This window comes from Tahibacter harae, from assembly GCF_024437735.1.
In the GTDB taxonomy this organism is placed as follows: Bacteria; Pseudomonadota; Gammaproteobacteria; order Xanthomonadales; family Rhodanobacteraceae; genus Tahibacter; species Tahibacter harae.
Genome location: NZ_JANFQO010000016.1, coordinates 47,384 through 67,345, shown reverse-complemented (window position 1 = coordinate 67,345; position 19,962 = coordinate 47,384). Strand labels below are relative to the sequence as shown.

Below are 19,962 nucleotides of genomic sequence, written 5' to 3'. Positions count from 1 at the left end.
CACCGCGTCCGCCAGCCTGGCCAGGTTCGACTGGCCTGTGCCCGGGCCCCAAGGCCCGTCGATTCGATCCAAGCAGGCCAAACAGGACCGTCGCGGCAGTCGCGCGGAGAGTGTCATACCTGCCGGGCAGCTTCACTAAACTAGCTGAGCGTGTTTTCGAGCCGCCCCTTTTCCGGGACCAGCCTACCCCGCTTTTCTGGCCAGGATTTCAGTACGCACATGGCGACAAGCGCATCAATCAGCGGTCTTGCAGGCGGCGCGACGGCGCTCGTGGGCAGGATCCATGGCTAGGAAAACCGCACGCGCCACCGCCGCGGGGCAACTCGGATACGGATCATTCCTGTGGGGGCTTGGCGCGGCCTGCCTGGTGATTGCGCTGCTCCCCGTGGGGGCTACCCTCCTGTACGGGAACGACAAAGAATTCTGGGCAAAGCTCTTCCTCGTCTTCGGCTTTGGCCTGGGCGCCATCTACTGTTTCGGTGAGGCCGCGTTTGTCAAAGGCGTTTTTGACGAGCAGCGGCTGACTTTCTCGACACCATGGACGGGAACGAAGAACGAGTCCTGGAAAGATCTGGTCTCCATCACGTTCAACGCAACCTGCAGTTGGTACCTGCTGAGGTTCAAAAGCGGCGCAAAAGTTCGCCTCTCTGTATATCTTGGCGGACATCAATCAGCGCTGGAGACGGCCGTCAAGCGGCAGCCGCATCTGAGGCGCGCGCTATAACCAAAACTGGAAATATCGGAGTCAGATGGGCCTCCCCAGCGGTGCCGCGAATGATCCGAGCCAGGCCGACCACGTTCTTCGTGGAAGTTTTCTGACGTTTCCCGGCTTGGCGCGGCGTCAGGCCGCCGGGCGAGAGATCGAGAGACAAAGATGGCAGAGAAGAGCCGCAAGCCAGCTGTTACCGTGCAGTCCTTCATCGCTGCGCTCGATCATCCACTCAAGCAAGAGATTGCCGCACTCCGGCAAATCCTGCTCGACGCTGATCCGAAGATCACCGAGGAAATCAAATGGAACGCGCCGAGCTTCCGCACCTCGGAGCACTTCGCCACGATGCATCTGCGGGCCAAGGACGGCCTGCAGCTCATTCTTCATCTTGGCGCGAAATCCGGGCGGACGGTGCCGCCGCAAGCAATAGCCGATCCGCATAAGCTGCTGACCTGGCTTGGACCCGACCGCGCATCGGTCAAGTTCGCCAGCCGGGAAGATCTGGCGCAGAAACGGGTGCCGCTGGTTGCCATCGTCCAGGCGTGGATCAAGCACGTATAGCTGCGACGCCGGCACCGGCCTGAAGACGCAGTCACACTGAGTCCGCTCCGTTGTGCGGTCCTGCGCTGTTGCGTCAGGCTTCTCCTGGCGGACAATCTCCCGAGGCCTGAGTCAGGTAAGTGGCCAGCAGATCCGCCACGACTGTTCATCACCCTGAGCCCGTACCGGATCGCACCGGCTCGCAACAAAAGGCAGGCGCAGATGGAAAGTGATCAATTATTCGAGGCGCTTGAGTCGGTCGCAGATGAAGCATCGTTCGTCCGGTACGTCGAACTGCTGGCCGCTGAACGGCGGGTAGCCGAAACACTCGCGCTCAGCGTCGACGGCTTCCAGGGCGAGTGGGCCAATCAAACCATCGCCGAATTCTTGGCCGCTGCCTTGGCATGGGCCGCGGATTCCGGGTTCGGTGAACGCCGGGGGCCCAAGGCCAGTAACCCCTGGCAACGGTCTGCCCATTTTCTGTGGGCCGGGCGCGGCTACGAATAGCGCACCCGGCGGCCCAAGCCAGCGCCATTTCGTGACGCGGGCCAGCTCAGATGCCAGCGTTCCAGTAGGGCCTTCAGGACTGCCGTAGAAGCCGCCAGCCCGCCTAGGCCGGCACCGGAGCTTTTCCGCGCCGACGCTGCTAGTCGAGCCGGCACGGCTTGATTCACTCGCCAAGCCGCATACGCGATTGCACGGCTTCAGCCGGCGTCGGCATACTCCGCGCAACGCCCCGGGCCCGGGGTTCAAAACCGGCAAGCCGCCAATGTTCAAAGTGATCGCCACCGTGATGTGCCTGCTCGCGTCCACGCCCGCCGCTGCGATGTCATGCGGAAGCCGCCAATCCGTCAAGCAGGCCTACGCCGCTGCCCAGGATGTCTTTTCCGCGCATGTGGAAGAAATCTACGCGGCCCACGGTTTTGGCAGGGACGATTTTCGCTTTGCCAAGCTTCGCGTACTGAATGTATGGAAGGGCGATCTGGCCGCGGGAGAAATCGTCCGGGCAACGGCCGAAGACACCGTCAGTTTCATCAGCGACGGTTTCATCCCGGCCCACGGCTCCAACGTGCTCGTGTATTCAAGCGGCGTGCAGCCCTTCGTCCTGGGTATCTGCTCAAGGACCGCCCCGCTGGAAAGCACGCGCGACACCAAAGAACTGGAAAAGCTATCGCGCCGTTCGCGTGACGGTTGATACGAAGCTACGCCAAGTTCCAGCCTCCCTGTAGCTGCAAGGCAGAACGGCGTTCGGCAGCATGCGCCTGATGGATCACACCAATCGATGCCCGCCCGCGCGCGCGCCGTTCAGGAGTGCCAGCTGACATGAGAGATTGCATCGCCAGCGCCGCGGCGGCAGGCGGCCTCGCTGTCGTATGGGCATGTTGCATCGCACTCAGGTCGCACGCCGGCTTTTTGCATATCCTTGAAGGCAGCCTTTTCCTTGGCGCGCCCGCGGCGTTCTGTGCCGCGGCCATCGCGGCCGGCTCGCGCTTTCTGGTTCGCCGCCTTGCCTGGTCGCTGCCGCTCGCCTGCGCGTTGTCCGGCCTCGCCCTGGGCGCGCTTCTCGGCGCAGGCTCCGCGGCCGGCCTGCGCAGCGACACGACCGTCACGCCGGCTGTCTGGCTGCAGCAGATTTCGGCATTTGCCGGCATCGGCCTTGCCTTGGGAGTGTTCGTCTTCGGCGTCCTCTGGACTATGCACCGGCGTGCGCAGGTCTGCTGAGAAGCAAAATACGACTGGCTCATTCTGACGCAGGCATCAGGGAGCGAGCTGGATCTCTGCGGCTGATGACGACTCGATGGCATGGAGCACCCTGATCCGCACCGATCAGTGCGACGCGCGGCGGCCCCGGCATGTATGCCCGAGCGCCCAAGGGGCGAAACGTGGTTACCGCAGTGCGGGGCGGGCATGCGGCGGTGAGTCCCTGAATATCCGGACAGGTGCCCACGCGCAACGCTTGTGCCCGCCCGCATCGCCCCCCCTTCCGATGCTTGCGCAGCAGCATTTCGCCGCCGTCCTGCGTGAAATGACTGCGGAAGTCAGTCCCACGCTCCGAGCTTGCCCGGCGACTCCTACACACCTCGATATTTCATTCACGCCATCTCTGCACGAATAGCAGCCATGGCAGACAAGACTGTAAGAAAAGCCGGCCTGATCTATGTCAGCGACAGCGAGCCCGGCTATCGCCGCCTGCGCCGCGGCAGCCGTTTCGACTATGTCGACCGGCGCGGCCGGCGCATTACCGACGTACGCGAACTTGCGCGCATCCGTGCGCTGGCCATTCCGCCGGCCTATGAAAGCGTCTGGATCTGTCCGCATCGCCGCGGCCATATCCAGGCGACGGCACGCGATGCCCGCGGCCGCAAGCAGTACCGCTATCACGTTGACTGGCGCAGCCTGCGCGATGAGGTGAAATTCCAGCGCAGCCTGCAGTTTGCCGCGCGGCTGCCGCAGCTGCGCCGGCGCGTGGCACGGGATCTGCGCGCCCGCGGCGCCCAGCGTGACCGCGTCCTTGCGGCGGTCGTGCGTCTGCTCGACCGCGCCTGCCTGCGCGTCGGCAACGAGAGCTATGCCAGGGCCAATGGCTCGTTCGGCGCGAGCACCTTGCGCACGCGCCATGTGCAGGTGCGCGGTGCGCGTATCCGCCTGGCCTTCCGCGGGAAGTCGAAGCAGAACCAGGTGCTGGATCTGGAAGATGCTGCGCTGGCCCGGCTGATCCGCCGCTGCCAGGATCTGCCGGGCCAGCACTTGTTCCAGTATCTGGACGAGGGCAAACGCCGGCGTGTGCGCTCGGATGACGTCAATGCCTATATCCGCGCCGTCATGGGCGATGACTACACGGCCAAGGACTTTCGCACCTGGTCGGCCAGCGTGCGCGTAGCCGAGCTGCTGTTTGCCGATGACGGGCCGGTCGATACCGCGCGCCTGCAACAGGCCATCGCCGCCGCCGCGGCCGATCTCGGCAATACGCCGGCCGTATGCCGGCGCATGTACGTGCATCCGGCCGTGCTCGCGGCGGCGGATCCGGCCACGCTTGCGCGGGGCCGCAAGGCCTACGGCCGAATCCGCCGCGCGCGTGCCGGCTTGAGTCGCAGCGAACGCGCGCTGCTGAGTTTCCTCAAGAGCATGCAGCGCCGCGCTCCGCAAATGTGAGCGATTTGAATTCTTCGCCATCGTTTCGATGCCCTGGCGTCGGCTTCGTTTGTCGTCCGGCATCTCGCAGCCAGCCAGGAAGCCTGCGATTGCGCGACCGGAACCGGCGCCGGCATACTCCGCGCGAAACGGGGTGGCGGGGCGCGGATCTTCGGAATCCAAGGGGAGAGAACACCATGAAAGCGTATTGCGGGGCATTGCTCGCCGCGCTCGTCACAGGTTGCGCATCGACACCTGCCCCCGTCCGTCCGGCGGCTGCTGCAACCCAGTCCCGCGACATCTTCGTGATCCGGTCTACCGACAAATCGCCCGACGCCGTGGTGGAAGCCATCGCGGCTTATGCAGCAGCGAAGAAATGGCCGTACCTGGGCGCGGACAAAGTCAAGCAGGACCAGGTGACCCTGGTCAAAATCTGCATCCCGGAAGTCGGCCAGCAGCTCTGGCCGGCCGGACTGCATCTCAGCGCCATGTTGCCGTGCGGAAACTTCGGCGTGTATCGGAAAGACGGACGGACCGAGATTTCGCTCCTGCATCCGCGCTACATGCAGCTGCTCTATCCTGATCCGGCGGTCGAGAAGGCCAGCGCAACCGCAGCCCCTTTGCTGATTCAGCTGCTCGATACCGTTGCCCAGTAGCAAGCCAGCGGCGAGCCGCCTGTCGTTCGCCATACACCCCGCCATGCGCGCGTCAAACCGCTGCGCAGATCGAGAGCGTTTTTATGTTCGGCCTGCGCAGCACGGAGCCTGACCGAATCCAGGCCGCACCCGCCTCGAAGGCACCGTCGATTCCGATGACACAATGAATATTCGCCCCTACAGCGCCAGCGACTGGAATCGCGTATGCGAAATACACGATGCGGCCCGTCGCGACGAACTGGCGGCAGCCGGGCTTGAAGCCGCCTATCTGACGCTCGCGGAAACCGCCGCGAACGAGGGTTTTCACGACTACACCATCCGCGTTGCGGAAATCGGGGGCACGATTGCAGGCTTCGTGGCGTTCACCAGCGAAGAACTCGCCTGGCTGTATGTCGATCCAGCCTGGTATCGCCGCGGAATCGGCACGGCACTGATCCGCGCCGCACTGGGTGAAACCCGGGCACCGCTGGATGCCGAGGTTCTCGCGGGCAATGATGCTGCTGTCGCGCTCTACAGGAGAAGCGGCTTTGCGGTCGCCGGCCACGCAAATGGGCGCATGCCGGGCAACGAGCGCTTTACCGTCTCTGTGACCGTGCTGAGTCATCCGGGCACTGTCTGAGATCTCGCCGAACCCGGCTCGCGCCGGATCTGTACGAGCTGCTTGGTATGCGTCGCCATCAGCGGCGTAGCCCGTTGCTGCGCCGGCGGATTGCGGATATTCCGGTTCTCGTCCGCGGCACGCCGTAGAATGCCGCCAGCCCCTTCCTTCTTCGTCCGCCGAAAACAGGAAACCCGGCAGAAGCCGGGCCCCGATAAAACGAACGCAACGGTGTCCAGCGGATCCGCCGTATGCGACTCGCCCGCCCTGCCCGGCCTTTCAGCCCACAGGAGCCGGCCGCTGCACCGTCCGGAAGCGTGCGGCTGCAGTTCCGGATTGCGCGCCGTCGCCGCTTGCCTCCGCCGCGGCCTGCGGCTGCATCCGCGCCAGCCATCCGCCCGTCGCCGCCCACGCCAGCGCCAGCCCCGCCCCGAGCAGCGCCACCACCGCCGGCTGCTGCGCCAGCAGATCGACACCGGTCTTGACCCAGGCGCTGACCGCGTCCGCGCCGCGATAGGCAACCGTGTCGATGAAGCTCTTGGCTTTGTACTTCTGATCCACCGGCACCGTCGTGAACAGCATTTCGCGGCCGGGGCGCACGAAGGCGTATTCGCCGGCGCGGCGTATGACCATGATGACGGCGAGCACGCCGAACACCGGCGCAACGGCCAGCCAGACGAAGGCGCCGGCCATAATCAGCGCGACGCCGACCAGCAGCACGCCGACGCCAAGCCGCTCGGCCAGCCGGCCGGTGATGAACAGCTGGCTCAGGATGGCGAGAGTCTGCACGGTGCTGTCGATCAGGCCGAAGACGCGGATCTGGTCTTCGCGCAGCGGATAGGCGGCGGCGACCAGGCGCGCCTGTTCGAAATACAGGAAGGTATTGATGCTGGCCATCAGCAATACGAAGACCGCGGTGCCGATCAGGAAGCGCGAGCGGAACACCGTGCTGAAACCTTCCAGCGGATTGCCGCCCAGCGGCCGCGCGCGCGCGACGGCTTCGCCCGCGTGCAGCGGATGCCGGTCACGCCAGCATTGCAGACGCCACGCCGCCGCGGCCGAGCCGACGATCAGCGTCGCCGACAACAGCAGCAGGCCGGCCTGGCCTATGCGGCCGACCAGCAGCACGCCCAGCAGGGGTCCCACCAGGCCGCCGAAGCTGGAACCCGCGGCCATCAGCGGGAACAGCCGCTTGGCCTGGCCCATGGCGAACAGATCGGCCAGCACGGCCCAGGCCACCGACACGGCGAGCAGGTTGAACACCGATAGCCAGATGTAGAACGCGCGGGCGATGTGAGCGTCGTCGCGCACGAACAGGAAGCCCAGGCCGAAGGCGACCAGCGTCGCCGCGAGGAAAGCGTAGGTGCACGGAAGAATGCGCCGCCGCGGCACCTTGGCGGCAACCCAGCCGAACAGCGGTACCACGGCGACGGTCGCGACAAAGGTGCCGGTGAACAGCCAGGACAGGTTCTGCACGCCGCCGGCGATGCCCATGGCCTCGCGCACGGGGCGCAGCATGAAGTATCCGGCGAACAGCAGGAAGAAAACGGCGACGCCGGCGAATACGGCCGGCGTTTCTTCCGGCGCCACGTTGAACAGGCGGGCGAGCCTGCCCTGCAGCGCAGAAGAGTGACCGGCAGATGCGGATGAAGACATGGGGGACTCCTGCAGCACAAAGGCTGCTGAACAGAGAATGCGTCGAGGTGCCGGCCTGCCGCGAAGCGGCGGAGCCGGCGAATCCGGCACGAGCCCGTCCGCCACGCCGGCGCGGGGCCGTGTGTCTGCGTCGTGCCCGTCGGTGGGAATTGCGGCGCCGCGCGCGATCAGCGGCGCGGCGCGACCGCCGCGTTACTGGGGCGCTTCGGGTGTGTGTGCGTCGTAGGCCTTGACCGCGATGCGCCACTCGTCGCCGTACTTCAGCACGCTCATGTGATCGATCGCCTTCATGTCGGGATAGTCGAGTTCGAGCACGGCGGTGGCGACATCGCCGGTGACGGTGATCGAGCGGATGCGGCGCTGGCGTCGTGCCTCGTCGCGCGGCGGCTGTCCGCTGGCCGATTGCGCGATGTATTCGCTGGCCGGCCACTGGCGGTACTTGCCGTCCTTGTGACCGACGAGCAGCGCATCCGCGGCGAAGGCGCGGCGGAAGTGGCGCGCCTGCCCGGTGGCGTGGCCGTCCAGATAAGCCTGCAGCGGCACGCGCGCGGCGGCGACCCCCTCGCCGGCGGCCGCGTCCGCGCCGCTGCTCATGTCGACGACCACCTTGCCGCGGGTGGAACCGCTGCGGTTGTGCTGCTGTGCGGCGGCGATGTTGTCCAGCGTATAGATGCCGTCAATATTGATCTGCAGCTTGCCCGCGGCAATCAGCGGTGCAACGCCTTCCAGGCCCTGGCGCACATCCCACGGCGGCGTGGCCGGACAGACGATGCGGCCATCGGCGCACATCGCTTCAGGAATCCGCGCCGTCATGCTGACCAGGCGGCCGCCGTCGCGCAGCACCTGGCCGGAACGGGCCAGGGTATCGCCGCCGATGGTGTCGATCACCACATCGACGTTCTTGACCACGTCCTCGAAGCGCGTGCTGCGGTAGTCGATGGCTTCATCGGCACCGAGGCTGCGCACGTAATCGTGATTGCGCGCCGACGCTGTCGTGATTACGTAAGCGCCGCGGGCCTTGGCGATCTGCACCGCCACCGTGCCCACGCCGCCGGCACCGCCGTGGATCAGCACGCGCTCGCCGGCCTTGAGGCCGGCCGCTAGCACCATGTAGCGCCAGGCCGCGATGGAGACGGTTGGATAGGCAGCCGCTTCCTGCAGCGTGAAAGCCGCGGGCTTGGGCACGATCTCGGTCGCCGGCACGGCGACATACTCCGCATAGCTGCCCGAACGCGCGCGCTGGTCGACGACACCGGCGACCAGATCGCCGCAGGCCACGCCGCTGACTCCGGCGCCCAGGCCGACAACCTCGCCGGCAAAATCGCCGCCCGGCGTGGCCGGAAAATTCAGACGCCCGGATTCCTGCAGCTTCCAGTCCACCGGATTGACGCTGGCGTAGCGCACGCGCACCAGCACATCGCCGGCACCGACCGCCGGCAGCGGGACGCGCTCCACACGCAGAGCTTCCGGTCCGCCGGCGGCCTGGATGCGCGCAGCGCGCATCGTTTCGGGCAGTGCGGCCGTGCAGGCGGCATCCGCCTTGGCCTGGGCGGTGTACGAGCCTGCGAGCAGGCAGAAAAAGAGCAGCAGTCGCTGCGGTTTCGTGTTCATGGCGATGTCCGGTGGCTTCAGTGGGGCGGCACTCTGCGCAACCGTCGCGCGGAAAAAAAGTAGGGTGGAGACGAAACCCCGGGCGCGTGCGGCGAGCTGAAAATCGCCCGCCGGCATGGGTTTTTCGCCGAGACGAAAGCACCGCCGGCTGCGCCGAAGCGATGTTCGGATTTGGCAATACCCGGTTTTGCGGAAGCCGGCACTTACGTGCAGCGCAAACCTGCGAGGCGGAAATCCGGCCGCGCTTCAGCAGATCGCGGGATTGCCGCGCATTGCGCCGTCGCCAGCAAGTACAGGGAATGCAGGGTTCAGGCTCACCCGGGAATACCTGCCCGCGGTGAAAGACGGTCGTTGGCACGGCGGCCGCGGAGCCGCAGAACAACGGGGCTGGCAAGGCCGTGCATCGCTTTGCCGGGCGTATCGCCGCCGGGCCGGGAAGCCGTTGCGGATACCAGGCCGGATAGCGCGCCGGTGCGTGCATCCGCGCACGGGCCGGACCGAACAATATGCCGTTTGAGAAAAATTTAAATCTATGCTGATTGCAGAACAGCGGCACAAATCCTGTCGCCAGCAATCTGCCGGGCCACCGATCCCGGCGCCAATCACGCCGCCCTGGCCCGGCAGGAAGCCCGCCATGACGCAGTCGCCTCCCGGCGGCCACGCAGACGCTGCGAAACGCATGCTTTTCCCGGCAGCGTTGCCGGACGATGCGCTGTCATGCGCGCCGGAAACTCCGGCAGCCCCTAGCGGCTTGCGTTCCAGCAGGCTCAGTTCAATTCGGCCGGCTTCAATTCCGGATGCTGCCGATAGAGCGGATTGAGTATGGACAAAAGCAACTCGCCGAGAACATTTCCCACGGCATGGCGCAGCTGCTGGAATTCTTCCGGGCTGACTCGTTCGGCAGAAAACATCAGAACTTCGTCCAGCTCCTTGCCCGCGGCAAGGGCTACGCTGCTGAGCCTGCTGGCAACATCCGGATCACGGACCATCGGCGTCTTTCTCCGCTTCCACACGTCTGTCGCGCCATCTTATACGGCAGTGCCGGCCAGAGACACGGCCGGTTCAGCAAGCCCGGCCGCAACGCCAGCCGGCGGCCGAATTCGGGCTGGCGCAAGTCGCGCATCACAGTGCGCTGCTCCGCTGCCGTCCCGCGGCGCGCTGGCAGGAACCGCTATTCAGGGCCGACTTTCGCGCGCAGCGATGCCAGCGGATCGGCGAGCCAGCTGATAAGCCGCCGGCGCTCGCCGATGATATCGGCCTGCAGCAGCATTCCCGGCGTGAGCGGCTCCGCCTGGCCGTGCACGTCGATGGATTGCCGCGCCAGCGCCACGCTGACGCGGTAGCGCTGCTCTCCCGCTGCCGGGATTCCGCTCAGCGCCGCCTGCTCGTTCGCGCCCAGGGCACTGCGGCTCACCGCACGGACCTTGCCCGTTGCATAACCGAATTGCTGGTACGGATATGCGTCGTAGCGCAGCAGCACCTCCGCTCCGGGCTTGATCGGTCCGATTGCGCGGCTGGGAACCAGCAGCTGCGCTTCCAGCGCGCCATCGCCCGGCACGACGGTAAACAGCACCTGCCCAGGCTGGACCGCCTGGCCCAGCTTGGCCAGTTGCGTGGCGACAACGCCGGCGACCGGCGTGGTGATGACCAGCTCGCGCTGAATCCGGGCCTGCAGGCGTTCCTGTTCCAGTGCCGCGAGATTGCCCTCCAGCGTCGCGTCGGCCATCAGGCCCTGCCCGCGCGCCTCTTCCAGGGATTGCTCCAGCTGCGCGATCGTGCGGCGCGTCGCCGTCGCATCCCGCTCCAGCACCTGTACTTCGGCCACTTTCTCCAGGGCAAGGTCCTCCTGCTGCCTGACCTGCAGATCGCTGACGTGCTTCTCGCGCTGGAGCTGGCGCCAGCGCGCCAGCGTTTCACGCGCCAGTCGCACCTGTTCGGCGCGGGTCGCGCTCAAGCGCTCGATTTCCGACAGCTCTTTCTTCGCAATCGCCAGCTGCCGCGCCGTCCCCTCGGCCTTGGCCTGCAGCGTTGCGCGCTCCGCCTGCCGCGCGGAACGCAGCCCGGCCGCGCGCTCGGCGAGCCGGCCTTCCAGTGCGCTGCCGGTGTCCTCGCTCAGCAGCGTCGCGCCCGGAGCGGCGACGACAGCCAGCACCGTGCCCGAGCCTACGCCGGCGCCTTCCTGCACATCGACGCGGGTCAGCACGCCCGCGATGGGCGCGGACACCGCGACCAGTCCGTTCACCGGCACCAGTTGTCCTTCCACGCGCCAGCGCCGCGTGTACGTACCGAAGACCAGCAGCAGCACGATCGCCGCCGCGGCCAGGATGGCTGCGATGGACAGCAGCGCCGGCCGCAGCGGCTGGGTGAGCGCAATTTCGCCGAGACTGCTCCCACGCTGCGCATCCAGCGCTTCCCTGCGGAACAATTCCTGCGCCGTCGTCCTGTCTGACACTGTCTGTCCTCCCCTCGTCCGACACCTTGGCCGCGCCGGCATGCGATGCCTGCGGCGTCCCGCCTGCCCCGCATCCCGCGACAGCCGCGCTAGATCAGCCGCGCTGCCTGCACGCCCAACAGTTCGCGCACAAGCTGCGCTTCCAGGCGCCCGTGCTTGCTCAATCCGCGCGCCGCCGCAGTGGGCACGCCGGGTTCTAGCTGCCGGGCCGCGCGGTCGACGTACTTCAGGCTGAGCTGGATGCGGATGCCGGCATCGTGAAAACCGCGGTGGATATCCGCCTGCCTGAACACCGCCGCGTCGCCGACCGTCGGGTTTTCCATGCGCCGCAGCACCAGGTCGTCCCAGGACAGGAACAGCGCCTGCGGCGAGCCGCGGCGAATCAGGATCAGATCGGTCCGGGCGTCCGCGCCGAGTTGGGCGAAAAGATCCGGCGCGCCGGCACGCACAAGGATATCCAGCGGCAGCCGCGGATCGCCCAGGCACTGGTACAGCTCGGCATTGTCCGCTGCAGCCACGACTTCCACGCCGGTCCCGGCCGCGCTGCTGTACAAGGGCAGCCACAGGTTGTAGCAGTCACCGTCGACCTGGCTGCAGGCGCTGTCCACATGCCAGCCCCGGCCCGGATTGCTGCTGACCGTCTCCAGCGTGGTGTCCGCCACCAGGAACAGGAACGCCGCGAAGAAGCCCAGCGGCCGGCCGACGATCGTTTCCAGCTGTGCGCCGAGTTGCGCCACGACGGGACTCTGCCCCAGGTCGAGCGCGTTGCGCGGCGGATCGTAGGCGGCCAGGACATCGGCGATGAGCGATCGCATCGTTGCCGGCGGAACGAAGTCTTTCAGTATGTGCACCGTCGCGCTCCTGCCGTTGTCCTGTGTCTACTGCGTCCTGACGGTTCAGGCGCCGCGCCCGGCAGCCAGACGTGCGGCGGCCGGCTTTTCCGGCACGATGGAACCCTGTTCCAGCACGACGACCCGCCCGGCGCTCGCAATGGTTTCCGGGCGATGGGCGACGATGACCTTGGTCAGGCTGAGGCCGCGCACCGCCTCGTTGACGCAGCGTTCGCCGGCGAGATCGAGATGGCTGGTAGCCTCGTCGAGGAACAGCAGCGAAGGTTCGCGATACAGCGCCCGGGCCAGGATGACGCGCTGCTTCTGCCCGCCCGAGAGCGCGCTGCCCATGTCGCCGATGAGGCTCTGGTAGCTCATGGGCATCGCGGCGATCTCCGCGTGAATGGCCGCCTTGCGAGCGGCGGCCTCGACCCGGGCCATGTCCACGTCGGGATCGAACAGGCTGATGTTGTCGGCGATATTGCCCGCGAACAGCTGATCCTCCTGCATCACGGCACCGATCCGCGTTCTCACGCTGCGCGCAGCGGGGCCATGCACATCCAGTCCGCCCAGGGTTATCGAACCTTCCTGGGGGCGCAGCAGGCCCAGCATGAGCTTGACCAGCGTGGTCTTGCCGCAGCCGGATGCGCCGGTGAGCGCGACCGACTCGCCGGGCTCGATCACCAGATTGCAGTGGCGCAGTATCCACGGCTCGCCATCGGAGTAGCGGAACGAGACATTGTTCAGCACGATGCGCGTGTCTCCCGGCCCGACATCGGCGGCGGCCCCGGTGTGTTCGGGTTCGGCCAGGACGATGTCTGCCAGGCGTTCCGCATGTACGCGCAGCATGCGGAACTCCACCGCCTTGTCGATCAGCGAACCGACCCGTGCGGTGAACTGCTCCTTGTACGACAGGTACGCAATCAGCATTCCCACGGAAAAGACGTTGTCGAGCGCGAGCGCCGCGCCGAGCCAGATGACGGCGATGCGCTCGGCGCCGAACACGAGCTGGCCCGCATTGCCGAACAGCAGGGACAGCCTGGCCAGGCGCGCATCCTGGTTGGCCACTTCGACGCTGAGATTGCGGAATGCCGCAGCGCGCAGCGGCTCCAGTCCCGCGATCTTGAGGCTCTGCACGCCGCGCAGCGATTCCAGCAGATGCGTCTGCTGCCGGGCGCCCGCCGCGAGCTGGCGTTCGACCCGCTGCCGCATTTGCTGCGAGCCCACCAGGCGTATCGCCAGATAGCAGGCCGCGGCAATGATGGTGACCAGCGCCAGCGTCCGGCTGTAGACCAGCATCAGCGCCAGGGTCAGCAGCGCCATCAACCCATCGATGACTGCCTCGACAAAGCTGGTCGTCAGCGTCTTCTGTATGACCTGCACCGAACCGAGGCGGGAATTGATATCGCCCAGGTGCCGCTTCTCGAAGAAATCCAGCGGCAGGCGCAGCAAATGGGCAAACACGTTCGAGATCCATTGCACGCCAAGCTGGGCGGACAGATGGATCACCGACCATCCACGCAGCACGGACACGCCGGTCTGGAGCAGCAGCAGCAGGCCGAAGCCCATGCCCAGTACGACGAGCAGATCCCGCTCGGCCGATACCAGCACCTGGTCGACCACCAGTTGCAGGTAGAACGGCGCCAGCGTGACGAAACACTGCAGGGCGAGCGAGGCGAGCAGGATCTGCGCGACAGCCTGCCCCCAGCGCCGCACCGGCCCGATCAACTGCCGCAGGCTGATGCCCGGCGCAGCGCGGCGCGGCGCGAATTCCGCGCCGGGCGACAATTCCACGGCGATGCCGGTGAAATGGCGCGACAGCTCGCTCCAGCCCAGCCTGCGCTCGCCCACGGCCGGATCCTGGATCACGCAGCACTTCGCACCGGCGCGCTCCAGCACCACGAAGTGATTCAGGTCCCAATGCAGGATGCAGGGCAGCCGCAGCTGGCGCAGGCCATCCAGCTCCACGCGGACCGGACGCGATTCCAGGCCGATCTGGTGGGCGATATGGATGACCTGGTTCAGGCGCGCGCCGCGCAGCGAAAGCGGGAAACGCTGGCGCAGCTCGGCAAGGCCGATATGCTGGCCGTGCGCCGCCGCCACGATGGCGATGCAGGCCAGCCCGCACTCGGCGGCTTCCGCCTGGATGCGGCTCATTGCAGCGGCTCCGGTGCTGTCCCTGCGGTTGCGGCGGCGTCGAAGACCGCCCGCATCTGCTCGTCCGACAGCAGGCAGCGGCGGCCGGCGGCCGGTGCGGTCAGTACCTGATGAGGCGTCACAGGGAACGGCGTCCATTCCGGTGCATACAGCGCAATGCGCGAGCACAGGGCTGCGCTGGGCGGCAGGCTTCCGGCCAGTTCCTTGTGGACGAGCGCGGCCATCAGCACGCTGGCCGCAAGGCCGGGATGGCTGCCATCGGCGTGCAGCCAGGGCAATGCGGGCTGCTGTCCGCGCGCCGCGCGCAGGCGCTCGCTGAGCGGGATGTGGCGCGCGCCCATGCGGTACGCCAGCTCACGCTCGGCATTCACCAGCGCCTGCGACGCTTCCGGCACGAACTGATAGGTGCCCAGATACAGCACACGGACATTGTGCGCGCGCGCTGCCTCGGCCAGACGGACATGACTTGCGATCAGCCGCTGGCAGGCCGCGGACGCGCGCTCCTGCGTATCCAGCACGCACAGGTCGCTGCCGCCTTTCTCCTGGAGAACCAGCGCGGAATAGGTGCCGCTTGCCAGCTGTCGCGCAATGTCTTCTTCGAGTTCGGACAAGGTCGCGCCGCCGCGCGCAATCAGGTCGGCCCGGCAGGCGCCGCCGCCATCCTGCGCTGCGGCGAGTTCCACGAAGATCGCGGGAAGGTTGTTGGTATAGATCACGCTGTTGCCGGCGAACAGCACCTGCCCGCAGGCGGCGTGTGCCGGCCGCGGCGCGCCGTGCGCACAGGCGGCCAGCACAGCGGCGAACAGCGCTGCGGAAATGCCGCGAACCCGCGCGCGCAGGCGCACAGCCGCGGCCGGGCGCGTCCGCGCACGCACGCTCATGCGGAACGGCCGACGCCGATCAGGTGGTCGACACTGTGCAGCCGTACGAAGCCGCAGCGGCCGCACACCAGGGCCGCCAGCGCCACCGAGATTCCGCCCGCGAGACGCCGCAGCGCAAACTCCATGACGCGCTGGTTTTCGAGGTTTTCGGGTTCCTCGATGAACAGGTTCCAGGAGGTGGTGCCGCAGCAGGGACAGTCCAGCCGTGCGCCAAGCGCCTCCAGCCGGTCCAGCAATTCGTGCTTTTCGAGACGCATGGGATTTCCCGCCCGGGCGAAACAGAACAAGACAGCTGCCCGGTATTGACCGGGCAGCTGCAGCGGAACGCATCAGGGCGCGGAAGGACCCGTGGAGTCCTGATAGTCGCCGCACTGATCGAGGTCGCAGGAGCTGTTGTCCGACGCCGAGCAGGTCGACTTGGTGCAGGATCCGCCGCCCGAAACCAGCGCGAGTTCATCGGCGGTGAGTTCGCGCGCCAGCGAGCGGGCGAGGATGCGGGTGTTGCCGTTGTTCGTTTCCATGAAACTCTCCTTTGCGTAATGGAGGCGTGAGGTGCCTCCTTCCCCGATGCCGGCCCTGCGGGGCCGGCAATTCACAATTTCATTCGGTGAGTTCGAAGGGACTTGTCAGGTCGGCGCCGGCCATATGCGCGTCGTAGCGCCGGTGGAAATCGGCTGCGTCGGCGGAGTTCTCGAAATCCGCCAGCTTCAGGCCGGTCGGGAATTCGTAGCGGAAGGCGGCATCGCCGCTGGAGAGGAACTGGCAGAAGGCATCGAGCATCGGCAGCTCCGGCGCCTCGTTTTCCAGGAAGAGGAACTGGCCGGCCTCATTGGCTTCGAGGAATACGTAATCGCCCTGGACGGTCTTGACGATATCGAAAGCCGCATAGCTCAGTCGCATGCGGGCCATGTATTCGCGGCACAGCGCCCGGACCGGAGCCTCCAGTACGGCGGCCTGCTTGCGCGCCGGTTCGTAGCGGATATCGACAAAGCCGCTGGCGGCCGGCGCTGCGGTACGAATCTGCTCCAGCGCGAAATCGCTATGGCCGAAGGCGATGACGCGCAGCTCGCTTTCTACGTCAAGCATTTCCTGGTACAGCATGGGGCAGGCGCTCAGCGCCTCATCGCTGGAAAGATGTTCCTCGGCCAGCGCCGACGTGCCCGTGACCAGCAGCTTGCCCGCCTGGGTACGCCAGGCGAAGGGTATGTGGTGCTTGGCGACCACGCGCCCGCCGCGCTGCGCGAAGAACTGGCGTATGGCCTGGGGATCGTTGGACAGCAAGGTGTCGGGAACCCTGAATCCCGCGGCGCGCGCGACGTTCAGCTGGTGCAGCTTGGTATTGGCAGCCTTGGCGGCGTCGAAGGCATTGACGATCAGCGCGTGCGGATTGGCGTCGGCGAGCACGCTGGCCAGTCCCGCCAGGCAATACGTCGATTCGTTGCGCGCGACCACGCGGTCGGTCCTTTCCAGCGCGGCGCTCACTTGCGGTACCTGGCCGCGCCGGTTCCAGATCGTGCGATAGCGGCCGGGCGAGGCGCTGACCGATGCGGAGGACACCTGCAGGCGGACACGCTCGTTGGAAACCCAGGCGGCAATCTGCTGGTCGCGGGGAAATTCGGTGCGGTCCCACCACTCCAGCGGGATGCCCTGCTGGCGCAGGGCCCAGCGCACCGCAACACCGTGGTAGTCCAGCTGCTCCGAAAGAATGAGTATGGGTCGGATATGGTCCATGGCTTGGCCGGCAATAACGTTCAGGGAAAGGCAGGCAGCGGCAACCCGCCGCCTGCCGTCAATCGCGCGTCGAGGTACGGTCAACGGCGGGATGCCGCGTGGGCGTGGCCGCAGCGGACTGGCGGACGTGGTCGCGGAGCCCAGTGCGGGAAGCGGCGGTGTTCATGCCGTCCACCCGGATCGCCTGCGGCGCTGGAAAGACCGGCGGAAGCGGCGGCAACGGGGACATTGCCAGTGGCCGTGGACGCAGCGGGTGGACACGCCGCCGCAGGCTGCATGCCGAAGGCATGGCGCAACTTCCACCTGTGGATCTTGCGACGAAACAGCCGGCGGACTTGCGCCGTGCGGCGCCGGACTTCCGTGTACCGGATTGCATTCCATGCGATATCGCTCCTGTCCTCGACGAAACCAGACCCGCGGTTTCAGTCTAGGACGCCCGCGGCGCAGCGCAGCCGCCCCTGGGACGAATGACTCGTTTGGAGCTATGAACAGCTCAGATCAGCGTAGTGGCGTCGGGACGACCGCAAAGACGCAACGCGAAAGGCATCGTGCGCGCGCGAGGCGCTTTTTACTGCTTTTTAACTGCGCCGGCGAAAGCGGCCGCAGCCGTTCCGCGCGGCGGACAGGAATGCCGCTGACAAGCGCCTGCCAATAAATACTTACAAAGTGGAAAATAGCTATTTCGTGAATAATGGCAATGACTGCAGGCCCGCAGCTCAAAGCCCCGCCGTTGTCCGCGCACAATGCCGCGGACCAGGCCGCGAGGAAGTCCCCGGCCGGCTCACCGCCCCAGCCACCACACCATCGCCTGCTCCAGCACGGCCTCGGGCAGTTCGTGCCCGCCATCGAAGGTGTCGAAGGTGACGTCGAATCCCGTCGCACTCAGCGACGGCGCAAGCCAGTCGCGCGCGGTGGCGATCGGCAGCACGCTGTCCTTTTTCCCGTGCGCAAAGAACACGCGGCCGGGCGGACCGCTCCAGTCCGGCACCATGCCGCCGGCGGAAAAGGCCAGCGTTGCCGGAAACAGGGCCGTGTTGCGCGAACCCAGCGACAGCGCCATGGTGGCGCCGTCGGAGAATCCCGCCACCGCGGCGCGCTGCGGATCGGCCCGCACACGCGCGAAGGCTTCGGTGAGTACCGCATCGATGCGCCGCACATCCCTGCCGAAGCTGGGCGATGCATGGCGGTTCGCCATTATCGCCAGCACCACGTCCCAGGTGCGCTCGGCCGAATCGGGCGCAAGCAGGATGATGCCGCGCGCATCGGCCTGGGCCTTGAAGCGGCGGATCATGTCGTCGCCGCGGCCGCCGGCGCCGTGGAGCAGCAACAGGAACGGTGCGGCTGTCCCGGGCGGGATCGTTTCCGGCACATAGAGTATTCCCGCCCTGAGTCTATGCCGGCCCGCAACCGGCTGGACGTCCGCCGCAACCGCGGGCCGCGCCGACAGCAGGCCGCCGGTCTGCTTTGCCGCCGGCGCATCGGCGTACGTGGCCGCGACGATCACGAATGCCGCCAGCAAGGAGCGCAGCGGGCTCATGGCGCAGCAGCGCCGCGATTCGTCGCATCGGCAGTAGCTGTCATCTCGTCTTTCCAGTACGGCACCAAACGGCATCAGATTTGCGGCCGTGCCAGGCCCGGCTCCGCGGCTTCAACTGGCCGCATCGGGCCTGACCGGACGCCGGCCCCAGGCACCGCACGATAGTGCGTGCCGCGGCACGCACTGCGCCAGGCACCGATGGTGCACTAATGCGGAATTCGCCTTGGTGCAGGCGATCCAGTGCCGCACTGGAGCGGCTGCGCGCATCGCCGTGAGATACAGGGAGGCCGCCGCCGATCGCGCCTCAGGCCGCCTCGGCCGGCGGCACCGCGGTCTTGCGCGTCTTGATCCAGGAGACCACCACGCCGCCAGCGATAAGGCCGATGGTCACGCTCAGCGACACCCAGGCCGGGAACTTGCCAACGATATTGACCAGGAAAATCTTGGAGCCGATGAAGACCAGCACCAGCGCCAGCGCGTACTTGAGGTAGTGGAAGCGGTCGATCATCGCCGACAGGGCGAAATACAGCGCGCGCAGGCCGAGCACGGCGAAGATATTGGAGGTGTAGACGATGAAGGGATCCTGCGTGATGACGAAGATCGCCGGCACCGAATCGACCGCGAAGATCAGGTCCGCCGTCTCTATCATCACCAGGGCCAGGAACAGCGGCGTCGCATAGCGGCGCAGCTGGCCGGCGGAATCCGCCTGCTTTGCGAAGAAGCGGTCGCCGTGCAGTCCGTCGGTTACGCGCAGGCGGCGGCGCAGCCACTGCAACAGGCGGTTGGAGGACAGGTCGGCCGGCTCGGACGAAGTGAACAGCATCTTCACGCCGGTGAGCAGCAGGAAGGCGCCGAACAGATACAGCACCCAGCTGAACTGGCTGACCAGGGCGGCGCCCACACCGATCATGATGGCGCGCATCACAATCACACCGAGGATGCCCCAGAACAGCACGCGGTGCTGGTAGGCACGCGGAATGGCCAGGTAGGAAAAGATCATCGCGATGACGAAGACGTTGTCCATCGACAGCGATTTCTCCACCAGATAGCCGGTGAAATAGTCCGCGGCCGGATCGGCGCCGAGGTGGCGCCATATCCACACGCCATAGGCCAGCCCCATCGCGATGTAGCCCGCCGACAGCAGCAGGCTTTCGGAAACCGGGATCTCGCGCTGCTTGCGGTGCAGCACGCCCAGGTCGAACGCGAGCAGGGCCGCGACCAGGGCGAGGAAGCTCAGCCACAGCCAGGCCGGCTGGCCGAGGAAAGGAGCGTTGAACAGCGTCGAAAAATCCATGGATTCGTGCCTGGGCAGAAGTGTTCTGGAATCGCGGGCAAGGCTGGGCCGCGGTGGATGGCAAGCGGCTGGTCGGCCTGTGCGCATACGCTGCCGCACGCGCCGGGCCGCGGCGGAACAGGAACGGCGACCAGGGTGCGGCCGTCGGAGTCATCGATCAATCTGCTAGATTGGAAGC

The 19,962-nt window shown here is 66.7% G+C and carries 20 protein-coding genes; 8 read left to right on the top strand and 12 right to left on the bottom strand.

From position 1 onward, the window contains the following. The first annotated feature begins 283 nt into the window (after positions 1–283). The 8 genes from NM961_RS16720 to NM961_RS16685 all read left to right on the top strand — a co-directional run bounded on the left by NM961_RS16720 (position 284) and on the right by NM961_RS16685 (position 5,656). A complete protein-coding gene (locus tag NM961_RS16720) occupies positions 284–724 on the top strand; it encodes a hypothetical protein (protein WP_255915554.1) in 441 nt (146 codons plus the stop codon). Between the two features lie 150 nt (positions 725–874). Continuing rightward, positions 875–1,270 carry a DUF1801 domain-containing protein gene (locus NM961_RS16715; protein WP_255915553.1) on the top strand — a complete coding sequence of 132 codons (396 nt, stop codon included), beginning with the start codon at positions 875–877 and terminating at the stop codon, positions 1,268–1,270. 201 nt (positions 1,271–1,471) lie between these two features. After that, on the top strand, positions 1,472–1,756 hold the full coding sequence (locus NM961_RS16710) for a hypothetical protein (protein WP_255915552.1): 285 nt from the start codon (positions 1,472–1,474) through the stop codon (positions 1,754–1,756). A 262-nt stretch (positions 1,757–2,018) separates the two neighbouring features. Continuing rightward, positions 2,019–2,444 carry a hypothetical protein gene (locus tag NM961_RS16705; protein WP_255915551.1) on the top strand — a complete coding sequence of 142 codons (426 nt, stop codon included), beginning with the start codon at positions 2,019–2,021 and terminating at the stop codon, positions 2,442–2,444. Positions 2,445–2,572: 128 nt separating this feature from the next. Then, on the top strand, positions 2,573–2,971 hold the full coding sequence (locus tag NM961_RS16700) for a hypothetical protein (protein WP_255915550.1): 399 nt from the start codon (positions 2,573–2,575) through the stop codon (positions 2,969–2,971). Between the two features lie 399 nt (positions 2,972–3,370). Continuing rightward, entirely contained in the window at positions 3,371–4,402 is a 1,032-nt protein-coding gene (locus tag NM961_RS16695) for a DNA topoisomerase IB (RefSeq protein ID WP_255915549.1), read from the top strand. Between the two features lie 176 nt (positions 4,403–4,578). Further along, positions 4,579–5,037, top strand: a complete 459-nt coding sequence (locus tag NM961_RS16690; protein ID WP_255915548.1) for a DUF302 domain-containing protein — start codon at positions 4,579–4,581, stop codon at positions 5,035–5,037. 163 nt (positions 5,038–5,200) lie between these two features. After that, positions 5,201–5,656, top strand: coding sequence for a GNAT family N-acetyltransferase (locus tag NM961_RS16685; RefSeq protein ID WP_255915547.1), 456 nt, complete (start codon positions 5,201–5,203; stop codon positions 5,654–5,656). A 258-nt stretch (positions 5,657–5,914) separates the two neighbouring features. Here the strand turns inward: NM961_RS16685 and NM961_RS16680 are convergent, their stop codons facing one another. The 12 genes from NM961_RS16680 to NM961_RS16625 all read right to left on the bottom strand — a co-directional run bounded on the left by NM961_RS16680 (position 5,915) and on the right by NM961_RS16625 (position 19,784). Then, positions 5,915–7,291, bottom strand: a complete 1,377-nt coding sequence (locus NM961_RS16680) for an NTP/NDP exchange transporter (protein ID WP_255915546.1) — start codon at positions 7,289–7,291, stop codon at positions 5,915–5,917. A 192-nt stretch (positions 7,292–7,483) separates the two neighbouring features. Next, positions 7,484–8,902, bottom strand: a complete 1,419-nt coding sequence (locus tag NM961_RS16675; RefSeq protein WP_255915545.1) for a nuclear transport factor 2 family protein — start codon at positions 8,900–8,902, stop codon at positions 7,484–7,486. 767 nt (positions 8,903–9,669) lie between these two features. Further along, complete coding sequence (locus NM961_RS16670; protein WP_255915544.1) at positions 9,670–9,891, bottom strand: hypothetical protein; 222 nt, start codon at positions 9,889–9,891, stop codon at positions 9,670–9,672. Positions 9,892–10,073: 182 nt separating this feature from the next. Beyond that, complete coding sequence (locus tag NM961_RS16665) at positions 10,074–11,354, bottom strand: HlyD family secretion protein (RefSeq protein WP_255915543.1); 1,281 nt, start codon at positions 11,352–11,354, stop codon at positions 10,074–10,076. Between the two features lie 89 nt (positions 11,355–11,443). Then, positions 11,444–12,205, bottom strand: a complete 762-nt coding sequence (locus NM961_RS16660; RefSeq protein WP_255915542.1) for a hypothetical protein — start codon at positions 12,203–12,205, stop codon at positions 11,444–11,446. A gap of 45 nt (positions 12,206–12,250) precedes the next feature. Next, on the bottom strand, positions 12,251–14,341 hold the full coding sequence (locus NM961_RS16655; protein WP_255915541.1) for a peptidase domain-containing ABC transporter: 2,091 nt from the start codon (positions 14,339–14,341) through the stop codon (positions 12,251–12,253). After that, the gene (locus NM961_RS16650) at positions 14,338–15,222 is read right to left on the bottom strand and encodes an SGNH/GDSL hydrolase family protein (protein WP_255915540.1); all 885 of its coding nucleotides are present in this window, start codon (positions 15,220–15,222) and stop codon (positions 14,338–14,340) included. The genes NM961_RS16655 and NM961_RS16650 overlap by 4 nt, the downstream gene beginning before the upstream one ends. Then, the gene (locus tag NM961_RS16645; protein WP_255915539.1) at positions 15,219–15,479 is read right to left on the bottom strand and encodes a hypothetical protein; all 261 of its coding nucleotides are present in this window, start codon (positions 15,477–15,479) and stop codon (positions 15,219–15,221) included. The genes NM961_RS16650 and NM961_RS16645 overlap by 4 nt, the downstream gene beginning before the upstream one ends. Before the next feature lie 72 nt (positions 15,480–15,551). Then, complete coding sequence (locus NM961_RS16640) at positions 15,552–15,743, bottom strand: hypothetical protein (RefSeq protein ID WP_255915538.1); 192 nt, start codon at positions 15,741–15,743, stop codon at positions 15,552–15,554. Between the two features lie 79 nt (positions 15,744–15,822). Continuing rightward, entirely contained in the window at positions 15,823–16,953 is a 1,131-nt protein-coding gene (locus NM961_RS16635; protein ID WP_255915537.1) for an MvdC/MvdD family ATP grasp protein, read from the bottom strand. A 781-nt stretch (positions 16,954–17,734) separates the two neighbouring features. Continuing rightward, a complete protein-coding gene (locus NM961_RS16630; protein ID WP_255915536.1) occupies positions 17,735–18,490 on the bottom strand; it encodes an alpha/beta hydrolase in 756 nt (251 codons plus the stop codon). Positions 18,491–18,794: 304 nt separating this feature from the next. Then, positions 18,795–19,784, bottom strand: coding sequence for a TerC family protein (locus tag NM961_RS16625; RefSeq protein WP_255915535.1), 990 nt, complete (start codon positions 19,782–19,784; stop codon positions 18,795–18,797). Positions 19,785–19,962: the final 178 nt, after the last annotated feature.